The 26,467-nt window shown below is 36.7% G+C and carries 23 protein-coding genes; 7 read left to right on the top strand and 16 right to left on the bottom strand.

The genetic code is table 11. The features are described 5' to 3' along the window. From AC3FI7_RS23590 to AC3FI7_RS23570, 5 genes are read right to left on the bottom strand one after another with little or no spacing between them, the layout of a single operon-like run. Positions 1-774 (bottom strand): heme ABC transporter ATP-binding protein, encoded by a 774-nt coding sequence (locus AC3FI7_RS23590; protein WP_343657660.1) that lies wholly within the window; start codon positions 772-774, stop codon positions 1-3. Next, the gene (locus AC3FI7_RS23585) at positions 774-1,814 is read right to left on the bottom strand and encodes a FecCD family ABC transporter permease (RefSeq protein ID WP_491461056.1); all 1,041 of its coding nucleotides are present in this window, start codon (positions 1,812-1,814) and stop codon (positions 774-776) included. The genes AC3FI7_RS23590 and AC3FI7_RS23585 overlap by 1 nt, the downstream gene beginning before the upstream one ends. Next, positions 1,798-2,676, bottom strand: a complete 879-nt coding sequence (locus AC3FI7_RS23580) for a heme/hemin ABC transporter substrate-binding protein (protein ID WP_491461055.1) — start codon at positions 2,674-2,676, stop codon at positions 1,798-1,800. Before AC3FI7_RS23580 ends, AC3FI7_RS23585 begins: the two co-directional genes overlap by 17 nt. 26 nt (positions 2,677-2,702) lie before the next feature. Continuing rightward, a complete protein-coding gene (locus AC3FI7_RS23575; RefSeq protein WP_142725588.1) occupies positions 2,703-3,785 on the bottom strand; it encodes an HmuY family protein in 1,083 nt (360 codons plus the stop codon). 10 nt (positions 3,786-3,795) lie between these two features. After that, positions 3,796-5,931: a TonB-dependent receptor plug domain-containing protein gene (locus tag AC3FI7_RS23570; protein WP_343657659.1), complete on the bottom strand. Its 2,136-nt coding sequence runs from the start codon at positions 5,929-5,931 to the stop codon at positions 3,796-3,798. 100 nt (positions 5,932-6,031) lie between these two features. On the opposite strand from AC3FI7_RS23570, the gene AC3FI7_RS23565 reads away from it, so the two are divergent. Together AC3FI7_RS23565 and AC3FI7_RS23560 are read left to right on the top strand one after the other, a co-directional pair. Continuing rightward, positions 6,032-6,832 carry a T9SS-dependent choice-of-anchor J family protein gene (locus AC3FI7_RS23565; RefSeq protein WP_343657658.1) on the top strand — a complete coding sequence of 267 codons (801 nt, stop codon included), beginning with the start codon at positions 6,032-6,034 and terminating at the stop codon, positions 6,830-6,832. A gap of 191 nt (positions 6,833-7,023) precedes the next feature. Beyond that, on the top strand, positions 7,024-8,316 hold the full coding sequence (locus AC3FI7_RS23560) for a T9SS type A sorting domain-containing protein (RefSeq protein ID WP_491461054.1): 1,293 nt from the start codon (positions 7,024-7,026) through the stop codon (positions 8,314-8,316). Positions 8,317-8,448: 132 nt separating this feature from the next. On the opposite strand, the gene AC3FI7_RS23555 is transcribed toward AC3FI7_RS23560, so the two are convergent. The 3 genes from AC3FI7_RS23555 to AC3FI7_RS23545 form a co-directional block, all read right to left on the bottom strand. Then, the gene (locus tag AC3FI7_RS23555; RefSeq protein WP_142725584.1) at positions 8,449-8,739 is read right to left on the bottom strand and encodes a putative quinol monooxygenase; all 291 of its coding nucleotides are present in this window, start codon (positions 8,737-8,739) and stop codon (positions 8,449-8,451) included. An 88-nt stretch (positions 8,740-8,827) separates the two neighbouring features. Further along, positions 8,828-9,766, bottom strand: coding sequence for a sulfite exporter TauE/SafE family protein (locus AC3FI7_RS23550; RefSeq protein ID WP_491461053.1), 939 nt, complete (start codon positions 9,764-9,766; stop codon positions 8,828-8,830). Positions 9,767-9,988: 222 nt separating this feature from the next. Next, the gene (locus AC3FI7_RS23545) at positions 9,989-10,396 is read right to left on the bottom strand and encodes an RrF2 family transcriptional regulator (protein ID WP_142725583.1); all 408 of its coding nucleotides are present in this window, start codon (positions 10,394-10,396) and stop codon (positions 9,989-9,991) included. A gap of 205 nt (positions 10,397-10,601) precedes the next feature. Between AC3FI7_RS23545 and AC3FI7_RS23540 the strand changes: the two genes are divergently transcribed. Continuing rightward, positions 10,602-11,030 (top strand): DUF4268 domain-containing protein, encoded by a 429-nt coding sequence (locus AC3FI7_RS23540; protein WP_142725582.1) that lies wholly within the window; start codon positions 10,602-10,604, stop codon positions 11,028-11,030. A gap of 109 nt (positions 11,031-11,139) precedes the next feature. After that, the gene (locus tag AC3FI7_RS23535; RefSeq protein WP_142725581.1) at positions 11,140-11,778 is read left to right on the top strand and encodes a hypothetical protein; all 639 of its coding nucleotides are present in this window, start codon (positions 11,140-11,142) and stop codon (positions 11,776-11,778) included. Positions 11,779-12,104: 326 nt separating this feature from the next. Here AC3FI7_RS23535 and gldG read toward each other — a convergent pair whose 3' ends face one another. The 4 genes from gldG to kbl all read right to left on the bottom strand — a co-directional run bounded on the left by gldG (position 12,105) and on the right by kbl (position 16,487). Beyond that, complete coding sequence (gene gldG, locus AC3FI7_RS23530) at positions 12,105-13,775, bottom strand: gliding motility-associated ABC transporter substrate-binding protein GldG (RefSeq protein WP_343657654.1); 1,671 nt, start codon at positions 13,773-13,775, stop codon at positions 12,105-12,107. 4 nt (positions 13,776-13,779) lie between these two features. Further along, complete coding sequence (locus AC3FI7_RS23525; protein ID WP_142725579.1) at positions 13,780-14,508, bottom strand: ABC transporter permease; 729 nt, start codon at positions 14,506-14,508, stop codon at positions 13,780-13,782. Between the two features lie 57 nt (positions 14,509-14,565). Further along, positions 14,566-15,117: a CopD family protein gene (locus AC3FI7_RS23520; protein WP_142725578.1), complete on the bottom strand. Its 552-nt coding sequence runs from the start codon at positions 15,115-15,117 to the stop codon at positions 14,566-14,568. 173 nt (positions 15,118-15,290) lie between these two features. After that, positions 15,291-16,487: a glycine C-acetyltransferase gene (kbl, locus tag AC3FI7_RS23515; RefSeq protein WP_142725577.1), complete on the bottom strand. Its 1,197-nt coding sequence runs from the start codon at positions 16,485-16,487 to the stop codon at positions 15,291-15,293. A gap of 157 nt (positions 16,488-16,644) precedes the next feature. On the opposite strand from kbl, the gene AC3FI7_RS23510 reads away from it, so the two are divergent. The 3 genes from AC3FI7_RS23510 to AC3FI7_RS23500 all read left to right on the top strand — a co-directional run bounded on the left by AC3FI7_RS23510 (position 16,645) and on the right by AC3FI7_RS23500 (position 18,676). Continuing rightward, entirely contained in the window at positions 16,645-17,523 is an 879-nt protein-coding gene (locus tag AC3FI7_RS23510) for a cupin-like domain-containing protein (protein ID WP_491461052.1), read from the top strand. A gap of 127 nt (positions 17,524-17,650) precedes the next feature. After that, on the top strand, positions 17,651-17,905 hold the full coding sequence (locus AC3FI7_RS23505; protein WP_491461051.1) for a hypothetical protein: 255 nt from the start codon (positions 17,651-17,653) through the stop codon (positions 17,903-17,905). Positions 17,906-17,932: 27 nt separating this feature from the next. After that, positions 17,933-18,676 (top strand): GLPGLI family protein, encoded by a 744-nt coding sequence (locus AC3FI7_RS23500; protein ID WP_491461050.1) that lies wholly within the window; start codon positions 17,933-17,935, stop codon positions 18,674-18,676. A 270-nt stretch (positions 18,677-18,946) separates the two neighbouring features. Here the strand turns inward: AC3FI7_RS23500 and AC3FI7_RS23495 are convergent, their stop codons facing one another. The 4 genes from AC3FI7_RS23495 to AC3FI7_RS23480 form a co-directional block, all read right to left on the bottom strand. Next, positions 18,947-20,878 carry a M1 family metallopeptidase gene (locus tag AC3FI7_RS23495; RefSeq protein WP_491461049.1) on the bottom strand — a complete coding sequence of 644 codons (1,932 nt, stop codon included), beginning with the start codon at positions 20,876-20,878 and terminating at the stop codon, positions 18,947-18,949. Positions 20,879-20,961: 83 nt separating this feature from the next. Further along, the gene (dacB, locus tag AC3FI7_RS23490) at positions 20,962-22,431 is read right to left on the bottom strand and encodes a D-alanyl-D-alanine carboxypeptidase/D-alanyl-D-alanine endopeptidase (RefSeq protein WP_343657651.1); all 1,470 of its coding nucleotides are present in this window, start codon (positions 22,429-22,431) and stop codon (positions 20,962-20,964) included. A gap of 162 nt (positions 22,432-22,593) precedes the next feature. Further along, the gene (priA, locus tag AC3FI7_RS23485; RefSeq protein WP_291903384.1) at positions 22,594-25,041 is read right to left on the bottom strand and encodes a replication restart helicase PriA; all 2,448 of its coding nucleotides are present in this window, start codon (positions 25,039-25,041) and stop codon (positions 22,594-22,596) included. 376 nt (positions 25,042-25,417) lie between these two features. After that, complete coding sequence (locus AC3FI7_RS23480) at positions 25,418-26,326, bottom strand: AEC family transporter (RefSeq protein ID WP_491461048.1); 909 nt, start codon at positions 26,324-26,326, stop codon at positions 25,418-25,420. Positions 26,327-26,467 lie beyond the last annotated feature (141 nt).

The raw sequence follows: 26,467 nt of genomic DNA, 5'->3' as shown, positions 1-26,467 counted from the left end.
TTATCCAAAAATGATCATTGGGTTATTGGTAATAGGGTGTCCGCAGATGGTACACGGAAAGTTGTAGGCTTTACTGATATTTTCAGCTGTAAAAACTTCCTGTGGGGTTCCATATGCGGAAACTCTTCCTGATTTCATCAATAAAATCTTATCTGCAAACTGGGCCGCGAGATTCAGATCATGCAAAACAACAATGGCACTGTTGGCTTTTTTTGTAAAATTTTTAATGATTTCCAATGCTTTATACTGATGTCTGATGTCTAAATTATTCAGCGGTTCATCCAGAAAAATCAGTTTATGGGCAATTTCATTCTGTAACTGGGCCATTACTCTTGACAGGTGTACCCGTTGTTTCTCTCCTCCGGATAAAGAATTATAATCCCTGTCTTTCAGATGAAAAATATCAGTTTCATAAAGCATACTGTTCATGGCTTCAAGGTCTTCTCTTCCGGGCTGGGCATCAAAATAAGGATACCTTCCCATCATCACCACATCCTTTACTTCAAGCGGAATATCATTGCTGTTATGTTGTGAAAATTTTGCTTTATGTTTTGAAAGCTCTTTCACCTTCCATTCCTGAATAGGTTTATTCTTAAATAATACTTTCTGCTTCCCGGATTTCACTTCATCTGCCAAAACACTCAAAAGACTTGACTTTCCTGCTCCGTTAGGACCTACAATGGCTAAAAATTCGCCATATTCCAGGGAGACATCTATCCCATCCAGAATACGGAATTCTTTATGTTTATAATTAATCTGGTGTGCCTTGATCATTACAGTGATTTTTTAAATTTAACCAAAATAGCAATAAAAATAGGACCTCCCATCAGCGCTGTCAGAATCCCGATCGGAAGTTCAGACGGAGCTACAATACTTCTGCTGAAAGTGTCTGCTGTAAGCAGCAGAATACTTCCACACATTGCTGATAAAGGCAGGATAAAAGTATTATTGGATTTGAATAAAAGTCTTAAAATATAAGGTACAATAAGCCCCACAAAACCAATTGTTCCTGAGAATGCGACACAGGTTCCCACCATTAAAGCAACGGTAATAATGATCTGCTTTTTCAGTTTTTCCACATTGATTCCCAGATGCTGTGCATCTTTTTCACCCAGCATCATAGCATTCAGAGCTTTTCCTTTGGGTAATAAAATGATGTAAGCTATGGTCATTACAACGGCCAGGATAATATTCTTCGTCCATGTGGCGGCAGCCAGGCTTCCCAGATTCCAAAAGGTTAAATCTCTAAGCTGCTCATCTTTTGAGATATAAATCAGAAATCCTGTAATAGAGAAACCGATTGCTGTTATTGCCACCCCGGTAAGCAGCATCATGACTACATTGGTCTTTCCTCCGCTTGTCGAAATTTTATAGACCAGCATCATGGATAAAAAAGATCCTACAAACGCCGAGATTCCTACCAGCGAGAACTGTACGGCTTCAGGGAGATATTCTTTAAAATGTCCTCCCAAAACAATTGCAATGGCCGCCAGCAGAGTCGCTCCTGATGTAAGTCCTATTAAATCCCCTGTCGCCAGCGGATTCTTAAAAAGTCCCTGAAGGCTGGTTCCCGAAACAGAAAGCATACCTCCTATTAAAATGGCCATAACGATCCTGGCAGCCCTTACATCCCAGATCACATATTGATCACTTAAAGACAGGCCCGGGTCTCCTTTTATATATTTCCACAGTATTGTGAACGCAGAACTCTCTCCGAAATCATATACTCCGATGTTAAGTGACAGCACTGCTATAATGGCAAGCAGTACTGCACTTATAATAAGATAAAAGTATAGTTTACTTTGTGTTTTCAATTAAAAGTTTGTTTAATGCTACTGCTGCTTCTCCCAGTCTCGGTCCGAAACCTGATACTAAACCTCCGTCCATTGCGATGATCTTCTTATTTTTACCGGCATTGGTTTGTGATACTCCCGGCATTTTAAGGGCACCTTCATTCCCTCCTGCTCCCTGAAGGCCAGTTTCAAAGAAGAACAATACATCAGGATTAGCTTTTACAACGGCTTCCGGCGTCAATGGTTTAAAATCTTCAAAATCGGTTACGGCATTTTCTCCGCCTGCAAGGGTGATCAATGAGGCCATTGGCGTATTTTTACCGCTAACCATCAGCATATTTCCTCTGGCATATATGAACAATACTTTTGGCTTTTTAGCAATAGGTTGCACCTGTTTCAAATCCGTATCAATCTTATCGGTTAATTTCTGGTAATATGTATTCCCGACAGCTTTTGCTACGGCCTCAATCAGTTTTTTAGTTCCTTCAACGGTGTACTCCTGCTTGAAAATTTCAGTTTTAATTCCTGAAGATTTGATTTTCCCTAATAATTCAGGATTGATATCTTTATCAGATGCAAGAATCAAAGTAGGATTGACAGCCATGATCGGCTCAATGGTCATTGATCTTACATGTCCAAGATCTTTGGCCGTTGCTTTCAAGCTTGCCGGATATGTACTGGTAACATCCGTTCCTACGATTTCTTTTTCATGGCCTAAAGCAGATACGATTTCTGTGATTCCTCCGCTTAATGTTACTATTTTATTGTTTGTTTTTGGTATTTCAGAGGCAACTTCTGTTGTATTTTCTTTTGTGGCTCCTTCTGTTTTTTTGCAAGAATACACTGCGACAAGAACAGAAGCTGCAAGAATGAATTTTTTCATGATATACTATTATTTGATTATTTTATTTATAGAGGTTTGTATTCAAATTGAGGTCTTCCGCGCTCTCCTGATGTGCTGGTTAATCTTGTAAATCTCAATTTAAAGTAATATCCTTCAGCATCTTTGATAATATAGAATCGGTCGCCATATACTTCAAGCCCATTGGTACCCACCGGATTTCTCCAGTTTCCTCCAATTGCTCTCTGATCATTATAGACAAACTTTGAAGGATCGACATCTGAAGCTTTAAAGTTATTATAAGCTTCCACACCTGATCCTGAAGTTACTTTCACTTCATAAGCGCCTACTCCGCCGACGTTATTCGTAAGAACGAAATCAGCATAGATATAACTTCCAGCACCTGTAATCAAATTGGTAAATACAGTGAAACACAGGTCCCATTTCTTCTTTTCCGGCTGTATCGTTACTTCACTATTTTTGCCCAGACTGACAAAATTATAGTTATAGGAAGTGTTTTTGGTTATGATTAATTCTTTATGGTCTGTTGCATTAAGCTCAGCATATTTTATTTTATAGCTGGCTCCGGCTCTCACCACCTGTACTTTCATCCATCCTCTGCTGTCCCCTCCTGTAGTAACAGATCCTGAAGGAACGTTCCCTGTAAAGATCTTTTTTCCCATATTCACCAGGTAAACTGCATTTTCGGAATCATTAGCCTTAATTTCGTCGATAGCTGTATATCCTGAAGGAAAGTTACCTTTTACATCATCGATATAAGTCTCGTTGGCAGGATTGAAGTTTGCAACCTGAATTTCATCTTTCAATGCTGCAACGCTTGCATCTGTTACCAGGTCTATATGGGTTGCATTAGGTATTTTGCCTGCAGCCATCATAATAGAAGAATTCAAAACTACTTTAAAAGAATTTCCTGTATAAAATGCAAAATCCCAATCTGTTCTTGTAGTGACGGCTTCCGTATTGGTCCCTAAATCGATCCAAACCTGATTGGGCTGAGTTGCACCTCCCACATTTGGATTAACAACAGCTCCATCAGACGGGGCTACCATAATGGCATCATCATTATCATTAATGCATGACTGAGATATAAAAGAGCTTCCTATTAAAAGAATGAATACTATTTTTTTCATTTCTAATCCTTTAAAAATTATAATTTAATCTGGCAAAATAGCTTCTGCCATAGAACAGATTCTGTTGGTTCGCAGCAGCATTATGGCTGTTGCCCGCCTGTATTGTATTTCTGACTGAGGTTACGTCAAAAATATTTTTTATCCCTGCGCTGATTTCAAAATGATTTTTAAAGAAAGGCTGGCTTACCGTGAAGTTCATCATATGATAATCCCCAATTTCTCCAAGCACATATTGTCCCGGATCTTTCGGGTCCTGCAGGTTTGTCTGATGTGTATAGCGTTTCTGTGACCCTGTATATTTGTAATAAAGAGCAAATAACGTTTTCGTATAAGGCAGCGTATAATTAGCTGCCAGATTAGCTTCAGCATAAAAATTATAATCATCCGGAGAAACAATATTTCCGGTATTAAGAACCTGAGAAATACCTAACACTGAAACGCCTGCATTTAAAGAAAGATCACCTTTTCTTACATTGATTCCCCCTCCAAACAATACAGATTTATAATTATCAACATTTAAATACGTGATTTGTAAAGGACTGTTATTGACAATGACACTTTCAATTCTGTTTTTTACATCTAAAAACATCCCGGAAGCACTGAAATTAAACTTCCAGTCATTTGAATTGGTCATGGCATAATCCCAGAATAAAGAGGCGGAATATCCTGTCTCAGGCTTCAGGTTTTCATTTCCTCTGATATCGTGGTTATTATCTACCACAAAGGTGTATAATTCATCATAAGTAGGGAATCTGTTTGCAGAACCAAATACCAAACGGATATCAGATTTTTCGGTAGTTTTAAACCTCAAAGTCGTTGAATAATTATACTGAGAGTCAAATTTATCACTTAAAGCCAGTCTTATACCCGGACGCAGGGAAAACCAATTGTTAATATTCCATTCAGCAGATAAGAAATTGGCATAATTGAATATTGTGCGTTCGATATCCTTTCCGTTATTATTACTCTCAAATGTACTGGCACTGGCAAAACCTTTTGTCCTGTCCAACTCATATCCTAACTGAAAATTGATTTTTTCACTGTTCAAAAAATTACTGAACATTCCTCTGGAATAAAGTACATCTGATTGATAGAAAGTCAGGTTTTCATCTCTTGACAATTCCTTCCTGCCCGGTACATCGTACATATAATGTTGCGACTTTCTTTCCTGAGTCTGATAAGAGAAATCCCCATTATAATTGATTCTTCCTATTTTAGTCTGGATATTGAATTGATGAATCCATCTTTTTGTATTATAGTCGATATCTTGTGTTGTATATGTTCTGTTGCCTCCTCCCAGATAAAGTTCATTTACCAACGGATTGTAGTAATTGATTTTCTCAGACAGAAAATTCATTTTATAGTAAAAACTTGTATTGTTTTTATTGTAGCGTATTACTCCGTTGGTTGTAATCTGATCTTTGGGTTGCCAGTCATACCCGCGTAAACCGTCATTGCTTTCATTAAAGTATTTATACCCCTGAAGATCTCCTTTATATCCCTGAAAATCATTATGGTTAATATCTGCAGAGACAGACCATTTATCATTGATTTTATATCCTATATTCAATGACTGTATATGACGGCCGTTTCCTTTTTTAAACCAGTCATAATCCTTATTGACAGTTTCTTCCTGTAAAGAAGCCAGAATCGAAACTTTTTTACCATAGCTTTTCTTTGTGATGATATTAATGACACCTGCTACAGCATTATTACCATATTCAACTCCCATGGATCCTTTTACCACTTCAATACGTTCAATATTATTAACGTTAATCTTAGTAAGATCCACCAGATTACCCATCCCTTCATCACTTACAACAGGAATATTATCAATCAGAATTTTAGTATAAGCTCCGCTCAATCCCATAATATTGGCATTGGAATTCCCGGAACCTCTATTGGGCTCTATTAAAATATTCAGATTTTGATTTAAAACCTCAGCAACATTGGTTACCGCCATATTTTTGATTTGCTGCGCATCAATTACTTCTACTTTGTATATTGATTTATTGATAGACTGCTGCATATACTGACCTGTTATGACAACTTCGTCAATATTATTTTTATTCAAAGAATCTTTTTGTTGTGCATTCATCCAAAAAGTAATGGACAGTGACAAAACGGTAATCACTTTCTTCTTCATAACTATTGAGAAAAATTTTCAGCAAATATAAAACTTTATTTAGACTCATTAAAAATAAATGTATATTTTTGTGGAATAATTCTAAATAAAAATAAAAATTATGAAATTAAGATTACTTATTGGAGGTTTAATGTTCACAGCAATCGGTATGAATGCACAGCTGAATACTATTGATGAAAACTTTGACAACTTTACCGCAGGAAACAACACCTTTCCCCAAAGCGGATGGTCAGCAGTCTTAGCTCCCAATCCAATGCCTTTTCCACCTGCTCCATTGATGATCGTCACCAGTACAGCGAATAAAGTGGTACAGGCCTATTCCGGAAATAATTCAACTGCTCCATCGTATCTTATCACTCCACAAATTGTGGCCCCTACAGGTAACAAGACCTTATCTTTTGCCGCTGCAAAAAGCACAGGGACCAACGGTAACGGAACCCTGGAAGTGGGGCTTGCATCAAACCCTGCAGATATGACGACTTTCGTATCTATAAGCAATCCTATTTCTCTGACCAGTGAAACGGTACAAACTTATTCCATTCCTGTGCCGGCATCTGCTGCTACTTACATTGTTTTCAAATTCACTCCGACAATAGCTCACACTGCTTTACAAATTGACAACGTCGTATATAACACCACCGCTTCTTTAGGAGTACATGACAACAATAAAGCGACAGAAAACTTAAGATTTGCATTAAACTCTGATCAGACCGCATTGGAATTCATTTCAAAAAAAGATCTTAAAAATATCCGTATTTATTCTTCTTCAGGCCAAAAAATTGCAGAAGGAAGACCAGACGGACACCGATTTGGAATCAGCACTCTTAAAACCGGAGTATATTATATGAACATTGAAACCTCTGAGGGAAAAACAATTCAGACAAAATTCATCAAGAGATAAGGTTAATCAGACTATTCTATCTTTTTAAAGCCGGCAGGGTTATTCCTGCCGGCTTTTTTATAGCGGTTTTTCCTGTTCATCATCATAACAAATATTGAAACACGACAAAAATCATGTTTTTATTTAGACTTATTAAAAATAAATATATATTTTTGTGGAACCATTCTAAATAAGGAATTTAAAAATAAATTATGAAAACAAAACTATTATTGGCTTCAGTACTGGCAATGTCTGTTCAGCAGACTGTTTTGGCACAGACTGATGCATTGGGATACACGCAGGTAAATATGACAATGGGAAGTGGGTATCAGAACCGCGTATTTGTGAACCTTGCAGATGGTAATATGGTTTCTCAGCCAGCCAATACGTGGGATATTGCTTTTTATAGAAATTCAAACTATGCATTCGGATCCAGGATCAATGATGCAAAAGATATTGAAGTATTCGCAGCTTCAACCAATTTAGCAGATTGGGATAATATCAGCATCAGCAACGAATCTTCATGGGGAGCTCCACTTTACAATCCTGATCAGACGACTGACTGGAGCCAGGGTGCCTTCGAACAGGGTCCTGTGATATCCTCCAACCCTAATATTCCTTCGACTGGATGGGGAGTTTACAACCCCGTGAACCATCACATTCAGGGCAAAGCTATTTTTGTTTTAAAGTATGCTTCCGGAGCCTATGTTAAATTTGCTATTGAAGATGCATTTGCAGGATATACTTTCAGATATTCAAAATGGAACGGCACATCATGGGGACCTACAGAAACAAGAACCATCGCCAACGGAACAGATGATACTTATTTCAATTATTTTTCTTTTGATACCGGGGCTAAAGTTCCTGATATGGAACCTTCCAGATCTGCCTGGGACTTCGTATTTACCAAATATTATACCTTCTATATGGGGGTACAGATGTATCCACTTTCCGGTGCCATTCAGAATCCGAACGTTAAAGTAGCAATGGTACAGCCTGAAACACAGGAAACAGTGGCTTATACAGTTCCCGCCAATGCAAGTTTCTCATCAGCGATTACGACTGTGGGACATTCATGGAAAGGGATCGGAACCGTAAAAAATGATGTGGTGTACTATGTCAAAAAAGGAAACGACTACTACAGAATGTACTTCACTGCAAACGGTGGGGCTACAACGGGAAATATGTATTTCAAATACAAAAAGATTACTGAGACATTGGGCATTACTGAAATCGGAAAAAAGGCTTCTTTCGGTATATATCCTAATCCGGCAGCAGCCGATAAAAAAGTGACGGTTCTTTTTGATGTTAAAGAAAAGACAGGTAACAAAGGAAATGCAGAAGTTTATGATCTTACCGGAAAAAAAGTATATTCTGCAGAACTTACCAATCAGGCAGGATTCTATAAGCAGGAACTGAACCTTTCAACACTTCCTTCAGGAAATTATCTTGTCAAAATTACTTATGGTGGCTATTCGGAGACGAAAAAGCTTATCATACAATAAATATTTATTTTAATACTTTCTATTTTTTCTAATAAAAAGGCGGTTTCAGATTGTTGAAACCGCCTTTTACTTTTTATTGAAATTGAGAAAATCTTTAAGTTTTTAGATTCTTAAATCTCTAAATCTTCAGTATTAATATATTTTAAATCCTTTATAAACCTGTGCTGAGCTTTCCATGATTTTGGAAGCATCTTGACGGAAATCTAACAGGTGATCCTGGCCGTTATGCCTGTTGTGGTGATCAACGCTTTCCCAAAGCTCGATCAGGAAAAAAGTTCCTTTATTATCTTTATCTTCAATAAGATCATACTGCAGGCAGCCTTCTTCTTTTCTTGTTTCTTTCACAAGCTTCTGAAAAAGCTCTACAGCATCCATCAGATAATTTTCATTAAACTTAAAAAGTGCGATGATATGTAAATTCATGTTCTAATATTTAGTGATGTAAAAGTAAAATATTTTCAAAATCAAATATCTTTTTAAACCCTTTATTTTTCCACACCAAACATAATTTTTAATTAAAAACTGATTTATAAATAGTTATAGAACTCATTACAATCACCAAAGTCCCGATAATCACAAACATTTTCTTCACGGGAAGCTTAGCGGTAAGCATTGCAGAGAAAGGAGCGGTAACAATCCCCCCGATCAAAAGACCGAGAATAATATTCCAGTGCTGAATTCCCAGAGTAAAAAAGAAAGTAACGGCAGCAGTAATGGTAAGGATAAATTTGGCTACGGTAGAGCTGCCTACCGCAAATCTTGGAGTAAATGCATTTTTAATCAGTGTTCCGGTCACCAAAGGTCCCCAGCCTCCTCCTGCAAAAGAATCTATAAAGCCACCAATCACCCCCAGTCTGATCAGATTGGTTTTTCTTTTTAAAGCTTTACTCTGTTTTTCTTTAAATGCATTAGAAAGAATCTGGTATCCGAGATATAATGTATAAAAAGCAATCAATGTTTTGGTAATCTTCGCATAATATTCACCAAGATAAGTGAGGCATACTGCTCCGATGATAGCTCCGATAACAGCTGGAATTGCCAGTTTTTTGACCAGACTTTTACTTACATTTTTCAGTTTAATATGACTGAGGCTTCCTGCTGCTGTGGTAAAACTTTCTGCTGAGTGAATACTTGCACTGACAATATGCGGCGGAATATTCAGTAACATCAATGTCGTAGTACAGATCACCCCATAACCCATTCCCATAGATCCGGCAACAATTTCAGCAAAAACTCCTACCAGAAGCATCCAGTAAAAAATATAATTGTCTTTTGCCAGAATGTTCTGCAGCTCTTCCAGATACCCCAGTTCATACATTGAAAAAACAGCAACGGATATAATTGCAACCGTTACAACAAGGACATTAAGTCTTACCTGAATTTTTCTTGAAATCACCATATCACAAAACAGTTTTAGTCCATAGTCTTTCACTATCAGTATGAGTGACAAAAAGAACATTTAGCCATTGCCTGCTTCCTGTCCTTAGATGCATAATTTTTTTCCCGTGTATATATACAGGTTGTACTGTTGCAAGAGGTGAGTTAAGATTTTGTGATTGGTCTTTCTCTTCTTTTGAAATCATAATTTATTCATTTGAAGTAGTGCAAATATCTGATAAAAATATTTATTCTACAAAATAAGTAGACTATTAATTCAAAAAAAAGGACCCGATCAGTCGACCAGATCCATTAAAGTTTTACTTTCCAGAATATTCAGTGAAGCATCCCGAACCTCTATCAGCACATCATGAAGTCCGCAGTGATCTTCATTACAGTCTTCACATTTTTCATAGAAATTCAGACTTACACAGGGAAGCATGGCAATAGGTCCGTTTACCAGACGAATAATTTTTGCCAGTTTCACATTTTCAGGATTTTCTTTAAAAAAGTATCCTCCACCCTTTCCTTTTTTACTGTCAAGGATTTCCGCTTTTTTCAGCTCAAGAAGGATATTTTCCAAAAACTTTAAAGGAATCTTTTTATGTTCCGCTATTTCAGAAATAAGAATCGGGCCTTCATTTCTTTTTTCTACAAGATATGAAAGCGCCTTAAACGCATATTGAGATTTTTTTGAAAGCATTACAGCAAAAATAAGAAAATTGTTTAACATTTGAAAAAAGACAGAAAATAGAAATCGTAAATAAGGAGAAAGACAGGCCACTGAAAAGACAGACTGTGGTTTCATGATTTTTTCATACGATTTTGGTTGTTCTGTATATCCGTAATTTTACGGTTTTCAATACCACATTTTTGCCTTTCTCCCATTAAATCATTATGTTTGCCATATGTTCAGTAAACAAGAGGCACAACAACTAAAAAAAGAATTTTGGACAGCTTTCGGAAAATCATTTCCCAGAAAATGGATTCTTTATGACACTAAGATTAAAGATATGGCATTTAAATTCTCTGCCGATAATAAGAAAGCAGAAGTTTCTCTGGATATCGAAATGAAAGATGAAATCTTCAGAAATGCGTACTATGAAAAGATCTGGTCTCTGGAGGATATTTTAAGGGATTTCGTTGGAGATTTTCAGAAAGAAGAATATTTCACTCTTGAGAATGGCAAGATTATCAGCAGAATATGGGTAGAAAAACATCAAGTTTCCATTTTTAATAAAAATACATGGCAGGAAATTTTTGAATTCTTTGTGGACAAAATGGACGGTTTTGAAAGGTTTTACTATGAATATGAGGATTTTATAAAGGATATATAAAATACTTACGAAATAAATACTACTTTTTGTTTCGGATTAAGATAAAAAGAAAACTTATCTTTGCAATACCACTTAACTAATAGATGAAACTAAACTAACATGATTAAAAATGAGAAAAGTGTACAAAAACATTTTTGGAGAGATCATTTCCAAAAGTAATGCTGCGAAGCTGAACGAATATCATCTGTATTATTATGAGGAAGATTCTGATTTTTTAAAAGAAATTGAATTTATCAATGAAGACAGTGTTTACAACATCAATTATTTTTTAAGTGAAGATGAAGACGAAACACAAGTAGTCGATTATCTTAAAGAAAAATCAGATTTTTTTGATATCGAAAAAAAAGAAACCACTGACAGCTTTATTATTTCTACCAATAAACTGTATTCCTTATCCGTAGATGACCTTCCCTTAATTTCCAAAACCGTTTTCCATACGGACGACCCTGAAAACTTCATCTGCTCCCAGGTCATTGATAATGAAACCCACAAACCCCAACTTGAAAGAACAATAAAATGCTGGTATACCCATGATGAAAATGGTGAAAAATATGCAGCAATAGAATGCAGCTATCAGGAAGACGGAAAACTGGAACTGGCTATAGACAAGACCTCTGATCCTGAAAATGAAGAAAACTGGACCCAATATGACTATGACACTTTCCAGGACCTTCAGGAACGTATATCCACTGATATCAGCTATTATAAAACCGCCACATTACTTCCAAAACAAGCTTATCAGAAATAACCTCTACTTTTATAAATACTTACCTTAAAAAATTATTACTCGAAGTAAACTCAACTTTTTGATCAGGCAAAAGTAATTGGACGCCATATTCTGTTTTCCCATATTTTGTACAGCCTGATCAAAAAGAAATACTTATAGGAAAAACTACGTATAAAGGAAATAAGGTAAGATCAGAGGAAGGTGATTACAAAAAAATTCTGCCGACCCACTTCCTCCTTCTGGTGATTAAGCTATTCATCAGGAGCATTAAGCTGAATTAATTCCGATAAGAAAAGGTTTAATATTAACAAAAACTGCCGGAAGATTTTTCCGACAGTTTTATTTTTTTATCCAAATTTCTTTTTCCTTAACCAGAAGAACAATCCTCCGATAAGACCGATAATCACCAGCGGAAGCAGTAAGTTCAGCCACTGCCAGGTGGATTTTTCTTCAGTAATTCTTTGCCTGTCAAGAAGTCTTTCTTCAATATTCCTATTTCTAAGCTCCATCAGATTGCTGTCATCCAATAGATAATCCAAAGCATTTCTGAGGAACTGTTCGTTTCCAAACTGTTCATTCGTCAAAAGATCTACTCCTAATGGAAGCGGTTTTCCTTTAATTACTTTATTTCTTCCTACATCTCCGTCAGCAATAACGATCATTTTATTTTCAGGACTTGTGGTTTTAAATCCGGGATAAGCTTTTCTTTCAATTCTCGATGCATACGCAGAATTGAATTTTCCTTCCAAAGCTACGGCAAAGATCTTCGGAGTACTTGGCTTTTCCATTTGGCCAAGACTGTCTACACTGGCGATTTCTTTCAGATCCACATAATTTGGGACCTGCTTCAGCAGTGTTCTTTCACTGGATTCGAAAAGAACTTTTGTTTTGATATTCTTTCTTCCTCCCAATGTATCGATGGAGGTCGGAAATTCAAATTTCACAGGGTTGATATTTTTGGTGATGGGATTATTATTTTCCGCAATTCCAAGTGGATAATAAGGCCATGGTAAGCTTGTGTACTGAGGATTTCCACCCACTTCCCCTGTCACCAGTCTTAATAATGCAAACTTTTTAACATCCTTTACCAAAGCAGGATTAATCCTTACGCCGTAGTTAAAAAAGAAGTCGGTCATATTGATATCAACCGGGAAAGGCATTACTTTTTTGGATCTCGTTAAGGTATCCATTTCAGCATTTACTGCATCAATCATCCAAAGTGTCTTTCCACCGTTCATAATGTACTGGTCAAGAATTACTTTTTCATTATCTGTAAAAGCTTTTCTGGGTTTTGCGATCACCAGGGCACTCATCTGCTTCAGTAACGGAACATCTGCCAGTGAAAGCTCAGTCTGGTTTTCAGGAATAATTGGTCCTACATCATAATTTTCCATTGCCAGCTGTACAAACCCCTGAAATTCATCAGCATCCAATTCATCATGGTTCACCAAAATTCCGATTTTCTTTTTCTTCGTGGCCGCGATATTTTTGATATTGGACACAAGATTATATTCCAATCCTTCAATAGATTTTGTCAGCTGCTGATCAGCATCAATTCCTGCCTGCTGTACTACCAACGGTATAGAAACTCCATCATTCCCATATTTGATCACAGCATAAGGGAAAAGCGTGATCTGCGAGATCTTTCCATCCTTTACATCGGGAAGGATAGATGGCTGCATTCCCATAGCCATCAGGGTATCCTGGGACATTTTTGTTTTGATCGGATCGATGAATTTAAAATCAATCTTCGGATTAATTTTTCTGAACTCTTCCAGCATGAATTTCGTTTCACTCTGAAGCTGCTTGAAACTTGCCGGAAAATCTCCTTCTAGATACACTTCAACAGTCAGGGGCTTTTTTACAGACTCCAGCACTTTGATGGTGTTATCAGAAAGTGTATATCTTTTTTCTTTCGTTAAATCTAACCTTATTCCCGAATAGGTCAGGATAATAACCAAAGGAACAATTGCAATTAAGAAAATTCCAAGGGGGGATTTAGCATTGATCTTCTTCATGATTCTACTTCTTTTTGTTAATAAAATGATTGGACAATACTAATGAAGCTCCAATGATAAGGATAAAATAAGCTACATCTTTACAATCAATAAGACCTCTTGTGAAACCTAAAAAATGCTGATAAAAGCCAATATTCTGAAGGATAAAATCTGCTCCTCCCAATAGTTTATAACTTGCCAGCTGTTCGATTCCAAAATACATGATAAAGCACATGAAAACGCCCAATAAATAAGCCATAATCTGGTTCTGAGATAATGAAGAAGCTAAGATTCCCACTGCTGAAAAAGCTGCAATTAACATGATAAGCCCAAGATAGCTTCCGAAGGTCATTCCAAGGTCAATGTTTCCTGCAGGAACTCCCAGCACATATACTGTATAGAGGTAAATTAATGAAGGGATAAGGCATAAAATTCCGACAATCCATACGGAAAGGAATTTTCCAGTGACCAGTTCTGAAACCTTTAAAGGCTGTGAAAAAAGCCAGTTTAATGTTCCGGTCTGCTGTTCTTCTGCAAATGTTTTCATGGAAAGAGCCGGGATGATAAACATCAACAGCCATGGAACCAGTACAAAATAGCTCTGCAGTGAGGCCATTCCGATCTCAAAAATATTAGAATCGTTGTCGAAAAAGAACAGGAAAAGGGTTGCGATCAAACTGAAAGCAGCAATGATCACCCATGCACTCCAGTTTCCAAAGTAACTCCAAAGTTCTTTCTTTAAAATTGCAATCATAGTTTTTTGTAAGATATAGAAAGGATGATGTATTCAGATATACGTCCTACTCCACAATTATTTGTTTTTTTTATTTTTATTAACCAGTTTTACCGTCATCATGATCAGCAATACAAGAACGAAAAATCCTGTAATTAATTGCCACCAGTATTCGATCACCATAGATTTTAGAATAACTGTAAATACCACCAGAAACAGAATGAAGGTTGCAATCTCATTTGCCTGTCTCAATTTGATATTGGCAATAGGCAGGGTATTTCCGTATAATAGCTTTAGCTGAAGGACTTTTTTCCAGCACCAGTAATGGTAGACCGCCAGTCCGATAAGGAAGGTAAGTTTCAAATGAAACCACCCCATTTTCATCAGTCCCGGATTTAAAAAGATCATAACCAGCCCACATACCGCCATGATTACCCCTGCAGGAACAGTGATAATATTCCACAGTCTTCTGGCCATAAAGGTATACTGCTCTCTCAGAATTTTCTTTTTTTCTTCAGGAAATTCATCAGTGTCTTTGTAGTAAACGAAAATCCTTACGAGATAAAAAATCCCCGCAAAATAGCTTACCATGAAGATAATGTGCAGCGCTTTGATTATTGTATAAAGCATTCAGAAAAAATTAACAGCAAAGATAAGCTTATTATATAATTGTTAAAAATAAATTTCTTTTGATCAGGAAAATCCAATCAAAAACGGATTTATATAAAAAAACAGTTCGGCTCGGGCAGCAAAGCTGCCCCGAGCCGAACACTATATTTTCATTGTTGTGACCCATTCAATGATTAAGAGATGACTCCTAATTCTCTTCCCACTTTTTCAAAAGCAGCAATCGCTTTATCCAGGTGTTCTTTGGTATGGGCAGCAGACAGTTGTACTCTGATTCTCGCTTTTCCTTTCGGTACCACAGGATAGAAGAAACCGATCACATAGATTCCCTCATCCATAAGCTTTTCAGCCATTTTCTGAGAAAGCGGTGCATCATAAAGCATTACCGGAACAATAGCAGCATCTCCTTCAGGAATATCAAAGCCTTTTGCTTTCATTTCTGTTCTGAAGTACTCTGCATTTTCCATTACTTTATCGCGAAGGGAAGTATCATCAGTAATCATATCTAATACTTTCAAAGCAGCTCCTACGATTCCAGGTGCTAAAGAGTTTGAGAACAAATATGGTCTTGAGCGTTGTCTCAGCATATCGATGATCTCTTTCTTACCAGATGTAAATCCGCCCAAAGCTCCTCCCAGAGCTTTTCCTAAGGTAGAAGTGATGATATCTACTCTACCCATTACTTCATTGGCTTCATGAGTTCCGCGGCCGGTTTTTCCAATGAAACCTGTTGCATGAGAATCATCTACCATGACCAATGCATCATATTTATCGGCAAGGTCACAAACTCCTTTCAGATCTGCAACAATTCCGTCCATTGAGAATACTCCGTCTGTTACGATGATTTTAAAACGGTGGTTCTTTTCAGAAGCAGCTATCAGCTGAGCTTCCAGATCCTCCATGTTATTGTTTTTATATCTGTATCTCGCAGCCTTACAAAGACGAACACCATCAATGATTGATGCATGATTCAATTCATCTGAAATAATAGCATCCTCTTCTGTAAATAAAGGTTCAAAAACACCTCCGTTGGCATCAAATGCTGCCGCATAAAGGATTGTATCTTCTAGACCCAAGAAATCTGCTATTTTCTTCTCCAGTTCTTTGTGAATATCCTGTGTTCCACAAATAAAACGTACAGATGACATTCCATATCCATGAGACTGAATCATATCCTGAGAAGCTTTCATCACTTCCGGATGATTGGATAATCCCAGATAATTATTCGCACAGAAGTTTAACAGCTTTTTTCCGTTAGCCTCTATTTCTGCACTTTGTTGAGAAGTGATGATTCTTTCCCTTTTGTAAAGTCCGTCATTCTCAATATTCTGAAGTTCATTCTGTAAATGTTGAAGGTATTTTTCAGAGATCATTTTAGTAATTTTTTAGATGTGCTAATTTACTAAAAAGGCAGTAAAATAAAACCTTTTATGCGTTTAATTCTAAAAAAACAATTTGACTTTCAGTTTTAACATTATTAGTCTACTAATTTAGTAGGATAATATTTATATTTGCTTAAAATTTGAATATATGAGATTAAAGCCGGTACAAAAAATAAAGAAAATAAGTTCAGAGACCTTTATTAATAACCACATGAAGCCGAGAATTCCAATTATTATTGAAGATTTTGTACATCCGGAAAGCCCAGCCTTTAAAAAATGGAATTACAGCTATTTTAAAGAAATTGCCGGTGATCATATGGTCAATATTTATGGCAGCGAGTTGGATTCCCTGGACAGAGTGGCAAGTGATCCTATAGCACAATCTACATTTTCAGAGTATCTTGACCTGATCCAGTCAGCTCCAACCGAACACAGACTTTTTTTATTTAATCTGTTAAAAATAAAGCCTGAGCTTAAAAACGATATTATCTACAATGATGTGACAAATGGTAAAATACTGAAATGGCTTCCTTTTATGTTTTTCGGAGGAGAGGGCTCTGTAACCAGAAATCATATTGACATTGACATGTCGCACGTTTTTATCACACAATTCAAGGGAGTCAAAAGAATTTGGCTCTTTCCTTGGGAGCAGTCTGATTTCATGTATAAACTGCCCTACAATTTCCATAGTCTGGCTCAAATTAAAAATCCAGATTACAGAAAGTATCCGGCTCTGCTCTACTTAAATGGCTATGAAGCTATTATTCATCCCGGTGAAACGCTTTATATTCCTTCCGGATGGTGGCATTATATTCAATATGATACAGAAGGATATTCAATATCAGTGAGAGCACTTCCTTCAAGTTCTCTCGAAAAATGGCGTGGTTTTAAAAATCTTGTGATCACCAGACATTTTGACAATCTGATGCGTAAAATATTCAAAGAAAGGTGGTTTTCCTATAAAGTCAGGCTGGCCAGACAGAGAGGAGCCAGAGCTGCCAGAAAACAAAGAAGCTTTCAAATCTGAAAATTATTCAGATTCAGTTGATATTTGATTAATTTAACATAAAAAAATATTTTCCAGTATATTGAATTTATTTTATCTTTTTGATTTGATCAATTCAATTAAAAACTAATTTCTAAAGAAAACTACAATGAAAAAAGCAATTTTATTAGCAACTATATGCGTTGCTGGGCTTATGAGTGCAAACGGTAAAGTGGAAGCCAAAGTTGAAAAAAAAGTCGCTAAAGTCGCATTTCAATTATGCGGAGTTATGGTAACATATTATAACTCATCAGACCAACCTACATTAAACGCCTGTATGGCTTATCAGGCTGGAGTAATTGCCGATTTAAGAGAAAAGGGATATAATGTTAAGCCGCAAGGGCTAAGCAACGATATTAATTAACTCTTATGAATTATCAAAGAATTTAAAATGAACAAATTTCTTTTCTTCTTTTCTCTTTTATTTTTTGGAAGCATATCAGCACAAAAACAGATCCATATACAATATCTTAATGTCAGATCTCCAATAGCCAATGTGTATGAGGACCTTTACACTAATGGTACAAAGGTTATATCAAAACAAGATGGTAATATTATGTGGACTGATCCTAGCTTTAATAAAAATAAAAAAACTCAAGATTTTTATTTTATTTCTACTATTGATAAGGCAACAAAAGATAGAAATTTCTTTTTCACATCATTTGTTAGAGATAATGCAGAGGATTACTATTTTGTATATGATAAAGTTCCCCAAATAAACTGGAAAATTGAAAAGGAATCTACTAGAAAAATTCTTGGTTACGAATGTACAAAAGCAACTGCTAATTTTCGAGGTTCTTCTATAACGGCTTATTTTACAAAAGAAATTCCTTATTCTGTTGGTCCGTTTAAGTTTTTTGGGCTGCCTGGTGCAATTTTAGATGTCAGAGTTGACGGAAAAGATTTTGATTTATGGAAAGCTGTAAAAATTGACCTTGATGATCGCTCAAAAGTAGATTATAATCCTGATTTTCCTGGCTTTGCTAAAGCAAATATGAAAGATTATATAATGCTTAAAGATAATGCCACTACCAACTATTTAAGTAATAGCAAGGTTAGCGGAAGCACTGGAAAAATAGCAACAATCCGGATGGGAGTTGAAAAAAACTTTGAATGGGAAGACCAAACCAAATAGTTTATATCATATTCATTCATGGAAAATCTTATTGTACAAAAAAACACAAAACGCCTTTCATTTTGGAAGGCGTTTTAATGTATTAAGGTAATAATTACTTCAATATATTTTCCAATATTGAATTTTAAATATTGGCTAAGTCAATCCTTAAATAGCTACCGCCAGTTTCTCTGCAAATACCTATTTGTATATTTAATTATACTATTTATTATATTATATTCTATTTAAATAAATCCAGAAAGTAACCCTTCATAGTTTACTTCCCGTCATTTAATGCTTAATAAACTTAATATTTTTTTCATCAACCGTAATGAAATAGGCTCCCGGAACCAATTCTGCAATTCCAATCGATTTACCTGGCTGATACGTTCCTTTTCCTACCAGTTTACCGTCTATAGCATGGATTGTGAAATCTACAGTTCTGTTAATTCCTTTCAGATAAATTTCATTTTTTGCAGGATTCGGATATAAACCAAAGCTTTCCTTCTCAACCGATGAAACACTTAGCGTATTATCCTGAGTGACGGTTGAGTTTTTTTCAATAATCTGGTATTCGTAATTAAACTGAACACTGGCGATCGGGAATGTTACCGATTGAAGAAAGTATTGATTATTGGAGGTATTATTAAGAACCAGATAAGCTGTCTGCCCTGAAGTTCCTGTCACTTTAACCGGTAAAGGCATTTCGAAAAAGCTTACTGTAGGACTGCTTTGTGTCTGTGAAACTTTAAATAAAGCCTGATTACCGCTCTGCATCCATTTTATAGTATAAGTAGGATATCCCTCTCCATATATCCAGTCATTGAAAAACTCTGTAAAGTCTGTTCCCGTTGACTGCTGTAAAGAAGTATTGAAATCTGCTGTACGTGCATAGCTATAAGCAAGATTCGGTCTGGCATGATAATCCTTGAGTGCCTGATAAAAAGTTGCATCTCCCAAAATCCATTTCAGCATTCTCAACACATAACCTCCTTTTGAATAGGACAATCTGCTGTCAAATATTCTGTTGATGCTGGAAAGCCCATTATCCGGTACATAAACGCTTCCGGTTGTGCTTGATGTTATATAATTGGACTGCCCCTGTAAGTAATTCAGAAATTCTGTATTGCTCATCAATAGTTTTTCATTGGCAACATGTTCTCCAAATGTTGCAAAGCCTTCATTCAGCCAGATATCATTCCATGCACCACAGGTTACTTTGTCACCAAACCACTGATGGGTAAGCTCGTGGGCAATAAGCTGCTTGCTCCAGCCCCCCATGGAAGACATGGTCTGATGCTCCATTCCTCCTCCATACATAAATTCCATATGCCCATACTTTTCATTACGGAAAGGATAAGTTCCAAAATAGGTTTCAAAAGTATTCATCACCTGCTTTGTCCAGTTAATATTGGCTACACTGGTAGCATTTGAGTTCGTGGACGGATAAATATAATTGATAAAAGGGAAAGGAGGATTTCCAATAGTATCAGTAAGTTTCACAAAATTGGTGATCGAAAGGGCGATCAGGTAGGCCGGTGTAGGATACATTGTTCTCCAGAAAGTAAGTTTGGTATTTCCCGTGGGAAAAGTTTCAGACATCAGCTTTCCATTGGCTGCTACACTGTAATTGGATGGAGTGGTAATTTTAAAATCAAATCTTTCAATTTTATCATTCAAACTCTGCTTGGTAGGAAACCAATCCTGCGCACCGTAAGGCTCATTTAAAGTAGAAAGCACAGGAGTTCCGCTCTGAAAAGCTGTTTTGAAAGCATCATTACCTGTAGAAGGAGCTCCTGCATAATAAATAGTAAGGGAATCCAGTGTATTGGCAGGAATAGACGCTGGAAAATCAATCTTCAGTTCTTGTGAAGGAAGCTGTTGAAAACTTGTGATATTGGTGCCATGGTATTTCACCTGAGAAACCGTTAATGAATTGGAAAGATCAAAATAAATACTTCCCATACTCTGCGTAGGTTTGAAATGTGAAGTTACCGAACCGGAAATATTATACACTGCAGGATCCAGGCTGACATCCATTCTCTGGTATTGTAAATCGTAATTCAGAGTATTGGGATTGGTGTTCCCGATATTCATTTTCTGAGTGAAAGATTTTTTCTCTTTTTCGATCAATCCTTTCATATTAGTATTTTGCTCATGCTTCTGGCTATAGAACTGCTGAGAAAATAAAAATCCCAACACCAAAAGGTACAATTTTGTCATGCTTAGAAATATTTAATCAAATATAAAAAAAACCTTTTAATCAATGATTAAAAGGCTGTTATAATATATAAAATAAAATATTTTTAAAGATCTAATGCGGGTTCAAGAATTTTTTCCATTCTTTTCTTCACCATATCTACTGACCCGGCATAATTGTTTACCATTAAAGAGAAAACCAGAGTTCTTCCGGAATTTGTCTTAAGATATCCAGCCAGTGTTTTTACTTTATTCAACGTTCCGGTTTTTGCAAAAACCTGTCCGTTACCTCCCAAATTAAACATTCTTTTCAAGGTTCCTGATTGTCCGCCGACTGGTAAAGATGTCAGATAAGCATTATAATATTTCTGATCCATCAGAGACGTCAGAAATTTTACCTGGGAAATTGGCGTTACATTATTACTTCTTGAAAGTCCGCTTCCATCAATATAACTAAGACCATTCATATCAAAACCTGCCTCTCTTAAGTGGTTTGTCACAACAATTCTTCCTGATTCCGAAGTCTGATCACCCATTTTCTGATATCCTACTGTTCTCAACAGGGCCTCGGCCAATGAATTATCACTGTGCTGATTGGTGTAATAAATAATATCGTTTAATGTAGGGGACTTATAAGCTGAAAGCATTTTTCTGTTTTCCGGTGCTGCATCTGTCATTTTTGGAGTTACTTTTCCGGTAACAGGAATTCCGCTTTTTACCAGTGTTGTTCTGAAAGAATTGGCAAGATAAGCAGGAGCGTCAGGAAGTTTGGTTGTCAGCACACCGTTTCCGTCATACTTTTCTGCATATACCATCTGATGAGCGTAAGGGGAAACATAGAAAAATTTCTTTTCTGCAGAGAAACCTCCTTTTTTAACGATCAGTTTTTCGTTCGCCGGGTTAATTCCCTGAGTTGTTCCTGCAGGCAGATAATAATTATTGTTCTCAAGCCATACAACATTTTCCGGAAGCATTGAAATATTGCCTTTGAAAAGCGCTGTCTGAATGATAATATCACCATTTACCTTTTTGATTCCCTCTCTTGAAACTCCTGCTACGAAATCGGAAATAATGTCTCTGTAAGAGGATGCGCCCGCTTTGTTTGTTCCTAAAGAAGGGTCACCACTGCCTATGACATAAAGATTTCCATTTAAAACTCCGTTTTCATCTATAGTGCCTGAATATTCCAGCTGAGTCATCCAACGGTAGTTTTCACCTAACAGGTTTAAAGCTGTTTCCGTTGTCAGTAATTTGGTAGTAGAAGCAGGTACTAAAGGAGTATTTTCATTATACGAAGAGATAACTTTCTTCGTTTTCGGATCGTACACAACGAATCCCCAGGTTGCATTTTTCAGCACAGGATCCGCCATCATTGTGTTTACATTAATGTCTACAAGTTCTTTTGCTGACAAAACAGTCTTCTCCACTACCGAACTAACGGGTGAAGGCAGATTTAAGCTGCTTTTCTGGTTGTCATAATTCTGAGAATAAAGAACGGTAGAAACGGTAGATTGAGCCAGGAAAAGACCAGAAGCCAACACCGCCGCACTTGAAATATATTTTCTGAAATTTACCATCTATCTTCTTTTTGTTCTATAGGTTTTGACTCTATAAAAAATGACAGGTTAAATCATTCAATAAAAAAGCCAAACACTTAATCAACGTCCAAAAGTAGAAATTATTGTTATATAACGGACCACCAGTGTCTTATAAAAGAGTGTAAAGTTTGTTAAAAATTGTTAAAAATCTACAAAAACATCTTTTTTAATGCTTTGATATGCAGTGATTTCATCAAATTCTTTCAAACTTATCAAAACCATACTTTTGAATCTCTCATAGTTTTTCCCTCTGGGAAGCTTAAGCATAATCTGGAACTGATACAAATTATTCAGCTTTGCAATCTGAGCTCTTTCAGGACCTAAAACACAATCTTCCGGAAGATATTTTCTGAGAATAGAACCCAGAAACTGAGAAGCACGGTCTGCTTTATCCTCTCTTCTGTGTTTCATTTCAATCATAATCAGTTTGGTAAATGGCGGATAGTGGAATTTCTGACGCTCTGTAAGTATATATTTATAGATCTTCGCAGGGTTATTCATTTTGATCAGCTGAAATACAGAATGATCAGGGTTAAAGGTCTGAATAAAGATTTTCCCTCTACCGGAAACTCTTCCGGCTCTTCCCGAAACCTGTGTGATCAGCTGATAAGCTCTTTCCTCTGCCCTGAAATCCTGAACATACAACAGGGAGTCCGCTTTGGGAATTGCAACAAGTTCAATATGATCAAAATCCAGTCCTTTGGAAATCATCTGAGTTCCTACGATGATGTCCGTTTCTCCCTCTTCAATCTTTTCATACAGCTTTTCGTAGGCAAATTTCTTACGCATAGAATCTACATCCATTCTGTCAACCTCATTCTCAGGGAACAGCTTGGAAACTTCCTCATGAATCTGCTCTACTCCAACTCCCCTTTCATTCAGCTTTTCAGAATTGCACTTCGGGCAGCTTTTGGGTTTTGAAGCTCTTTGCCCACAATAGTGGCACTTCATTTCATTAGCCGCTTTGTGATAGGTCATGACCACATCACAGTTGGAACAGTAATTTACATAGCCACAGCTCTCACATTCTATTACATTGGAATAACCACGCCGGTTGTGCAGAACAATGGCCTGTTTTTTTTCATCTACTGTTTTTTTAATCTCATCAATAAGCTTCAGAGAGAAATTTCCTGAAACCTTTTTAGATTCCTGAGCTTCCTTGAAATTGATCAGTTCATATTCCGGCAGATTCACGTTCCCAAATCTTTCATTCAGGAAAACATATTTCATTTTATCTTTTCTGGCACTGTAGTAGCTTTCAACAGAAGGGGTGGCAGATCCCAGAATAACTCCCGCTTTATACAGTCTGCCTAACACCAGAGAGGCATCTTTAGCATTAAAATAAGGAGACACTTCCCTTGGCCTGTATGCCGAATCATGTTCTTCATCTACGACAATAAGTCCAAGATTCTGATAAGGTAAAAACAAAGCATTACGGGTTCCTACCAAAATACGGATATCATTCTGCCTGATTCTTCTCCAAACTTCCACTCTTTCAAAATCAGTAAGTTTCTGATGATAGAAACCGAGCTGTTTACCATACTTTTTCTCTAATCTTTGGGTAATCTGTTTGGTCAGAGAAATTTCAGGAAGCAAAAACAGAACATTTTTTCCGTCACGGATACATTCTTCAATTTTCTCTAAATAGATATGAGTTTTTCCTGATGAAGTAATACCGTGAAGCAGGACATTCTTTCCTTCCTCGAAAGCTTCATCGATCTCAGATTTGGCTGTTTTCTGCTGTTCTGAAAGTTCTTCAAGCTCTTCTATTTCCCCTTCATAACTCTCAATTCTGTCTTTCTGCATATAGTACTCCTCCACCAGGCCTTTATCTGCTAAAGGTTTAAAGTGAGAACTTCCAAAATACCCGTCTTCAAAGAGTTCAGATTTTTTTATTGGAACATCCGGCTTTTCAGTCTGCTTTTCCAGAATAAGCAGAAAAAGATCTTTCTGCTTTTGTGCTCTGTTCAGTTTTAAAAGGATTTCTGTAAGATTCTGATTGACCAGAACCTCATCATTAATTCTTACATAAGCAACTTCTTTCGCTTTATATTTTTCAGCAATTTTCTCATCAATTTCAATATACTGAAGATCAATAAGTGAATTGATCGTTCTGATGATATCCTTTTTAGGAATGAAAGCTTCAATATCCGTCAGATTGATCAGCTGTCGGACTTCGAGTGCCTGGACCAGGTACATTTCATTGACATCCAGATTTTCAAAATCAATGACCGCTCCCGGTTTCAATTTTAAATACGTTTCACTTTCGAGCTTTAATGAAGAGGGAAATGAAAACCTGTAAATTTCTCCGAGATTGCACAAATAGTATTCTGAAAGCCAGTTCCAGAAATCAATCTGCTCCTGAGGAAGAATTGGCTTATCGTCCAGCATACTGATCATCTCCTTCGCAACAAAGTTTTCCGGTGCATTATCGTGAAGTTCAAATACAATTCCCGTATAGATTTTCTTCCCGCCAAACGGTACCAGAACACGCATTCCAGGCTGGATTTCAGATATCAGTTCTTCAGGAACCTTGTAGGTAAAAGATCCTTTTAAATTCAGTGGTAAAACAATTTGAGCGTACTGCAAGGGAAATATTTAAAATGTAAAATTAGATTTTTCCTGAGAGAACTGCAAGTTTGTGGAGATTCTTTCGTCTTCGTTTAATAGACATTTAAACCCTCATTCTCAGGTATCATTCTGTCATTCCACAGAAATTTGCGAAAAAAAATCAATAATAATTCAATAGGAACGGACTTTAGTCCGTTTGATAAAAATTAAAATTTCAATTGGCTTTAGCCAAAACTTATATTATAACGCAATGCTCACAAAGATACTATGAATAGTTTTCAATTCGTTCGCAAGGGCGTTTTACTCAGCAAATGTATTCCTATGGAATGACAAAGTGTGCTGATAAAAGAACAACACAAATTCAGAAAGGATCGAAGAAAGGATTCATGAATCACTAAAAAAGCAGTTCCGTGATCTGATACCAGAATGCAGAAGTAAAAAAACCTACAATAATACTGAATCCAATAATCAGGTTGGTGAGTTTGGTATTCAGCCTGAACTGTTCTGCGATAATGCTTGAGGTTACAAGTGTCGGCATGGCAGCTTCAAATACGGTAATTTTTGCCACATTCCCTTTTATTCCCAGTAATAAAGCCATTCCTAAAACAACAGCAGGGGCCACAATAAGTTTGTAAAGCATAGACATGGACATCTGCGGGACCAGTTTTTTCCATCCGTTGAATTTCAACTGCAACCCGACTGAAAACAAAGCTAATGGACTTACTGTAGCTGCCAGTTTATCAAAGAACGGTTCTGCAAAAGTAAAATCAATAAATTGAGACAGAACCAAAGCAGAAATGCAGCCAATTAGCGGTGGGAATGTAATGAGTCTCTTTAAAATAAAAACAGCACTTACCTTTCCTGATTTACTTCCTCCTTTTACTGCTGCAATAATTCCCAATGTAGAAAGGGCAAAGAACATCGTCTGGTCACAGATAATCGCAATACTCAGAAGCCCTTCTCCATAAAAGGCACTGATCAACGGAAATCCTATAAATGATGTATTGCTGTAACCGCTTGCCAATTCTAAAGTGCTTCTGGAGCGCCTTGAATACCCCCTGCTCTTACTGTAAAACATCATAAAGAAAAAGCAGAACACTGCAATTAAAAATGTGGCTGCAATTGGAAACAGCATCTCTGTTGTCCATTTTACTTTTGGCAGGTATTTAAACGACACTGCCGGAAGAGCAAGATAAAGAATCCAGGTATTGATACCCTTGTGAGCATCGGGGTGGATAGATTTTGTTGCTTTGAATACCATTCCTGCAATGATGCACACTGCAATCAGAACAAAATTTACCATAACTGTAATAAAATATGAGGCAAATTTACGGCTGATTTTTGAGTTGGAAAGGTAAAATTTATATTTTTTTGAGTAGAATTTCTAATGAACCTTTGCTGCTTTAAACCTTATAGGTTTGGAGATCTACCTGCCGGAAATTAA

It is taken from the genome of Chryseobacterium sp. TQ-BC-N36 (assembly GCF_058382295.1).
This window is presented reverse-complemented; position numbering and strand designations above follow the sequence as displayed.

Coding starts and splice junctions, on each gene's coding strand:
- AC3FI7_RS23580 (WP_491461055.1), bottom strand. CDS start 2,676: ATGAAAAAATTCATTCTTGCAGCTTCTGTTCTTGTCGCAGTGTATTCT.
- AC3FI7_RS23505 (WP_491461051.1), top strand. CDS start 17,651: ATGAAAAAAGCAATTTTATTAGCAACTATATGCGTTGCTGGGCTTATG.
- AC3FI7_RS23565 (WP_343657658.1), top strand. CDS start 6,032: ATGAAATTAAGATTACTTATTGGAGGTTTAATGTTCACAGCAATCGGT.
- AC3FI7_RS23555 (WP_142725584.1), bottom strand. CDS start 8,739: ATGAATTTACATATCATCGCACTTTTTAAGTTTAATGAAAATTATCTG.
- AC3FI7_RS23500 (WP_491461050.1), top strand. CDS start 17,933: ATGAACAAATTTCTTTTCTTCTTTTCTCTTTTATTTTTTGGAAGCATA.
- AC3FI7_RS23535 (WP_142725581.1), top strand. CDS start 11,140: ATGAGAAAAGTGTACAAAAACATTTTTGGAGAGATCATTTCCAAAAGT.
- AC3FI7_RS23540 (WP_142725582.1), top strand. CDS start 10,602: ATGTTCAGTAAACAAGAGGCACAACAACTAAAAAAAGAATTTTGGACA.
- AC3FI7_RS23525 (WP_142725579.1), bottom strand. CDS start 14,508: ATGATTGCAATTTTAAAGAAAGAACTTTGGAGTTACTTTGGAAACTGG.
- AC3FI7_RS23575 (WP_142725588.1), bottom strand. CDS start 3,785: ATGAAAAAAATAGTATTCATTCTTTTAATAGGAAGCTCTTTTATATCT.
- AC3FI7_RS23545 (WP_142725583.1), bottom strand. CDS start 10,396: ATGCTTTCAAAAAAATCTCAATATGCGTTTAAGGCGCTTTCATATCTT.
- AC3FI7_RS23510 (WP_491461052.1), top strand. CDS start 16,645: ATGAGATTAAAGCCGGTACAAAAAATAAAGAAAATAAGTTCAGAGACC.
- AC3FI7_RS23560 (WP_491461054.1), top strand. CDS start 7,024: ATGAAAACAAAACTATTATTGGCTTCAGTACTGGCAATGTCTGTTCAG.
- AC3FI7_RS23495 (WP_491461049.1), bottom strand. CDS start 20,878: ATGACAAAATTGTACCTTTTGGTGTTGGGATTTTTATTTTCTCAGCAG.
- kbl (WP_142725577.1), bottom strand. CDS start 16,487: ATGATCTCTGAAAAATACCTTCAACATTTACAGAATGAACTTCAGAAT.
- gldG (WP_343657654.1), bottom strand. CDS start 13,775: ATGAAGAAGATCAATGCTAAATCCCCCCTTGGAATTTTCTTAATTGCA.
- AC3FI7_RS23520 (WP_142725578.1), bottom strand. CDS start 15,117: ATGCTTTATACAATAATCAAAGCGCTGCACATTATCTTCATGGTAAGC.
- AC3FI7_RS23570 (WP_343657659.1), bottom strand. CDS start 5,931: ATGAAGAAGAAAGTGATTACCGTTTTGTCACTGTCCATTACTTTTTGG.
- AC3FI7_RS23480 (WP_491461048.1), bottom strand. CDS start 26,326: ATGGTAAATTTTGTTCTGATTGCAGTGTGCATCATTGCAGGAATGGTA.
- AC3FI7_RS23590 (WP_343657660.1), bottom strand. CDS start 774: ATGATCAAGGCACACCAGATTAATTATAAACATAAAGAATTCCGTATT.
- dacB (WP_343657651.1), bottom strand. CDS start 22,431: ATGGTAAATTTCAGAAAATATATTTCAAGTGCGGCGGTGTTGGCTTCT.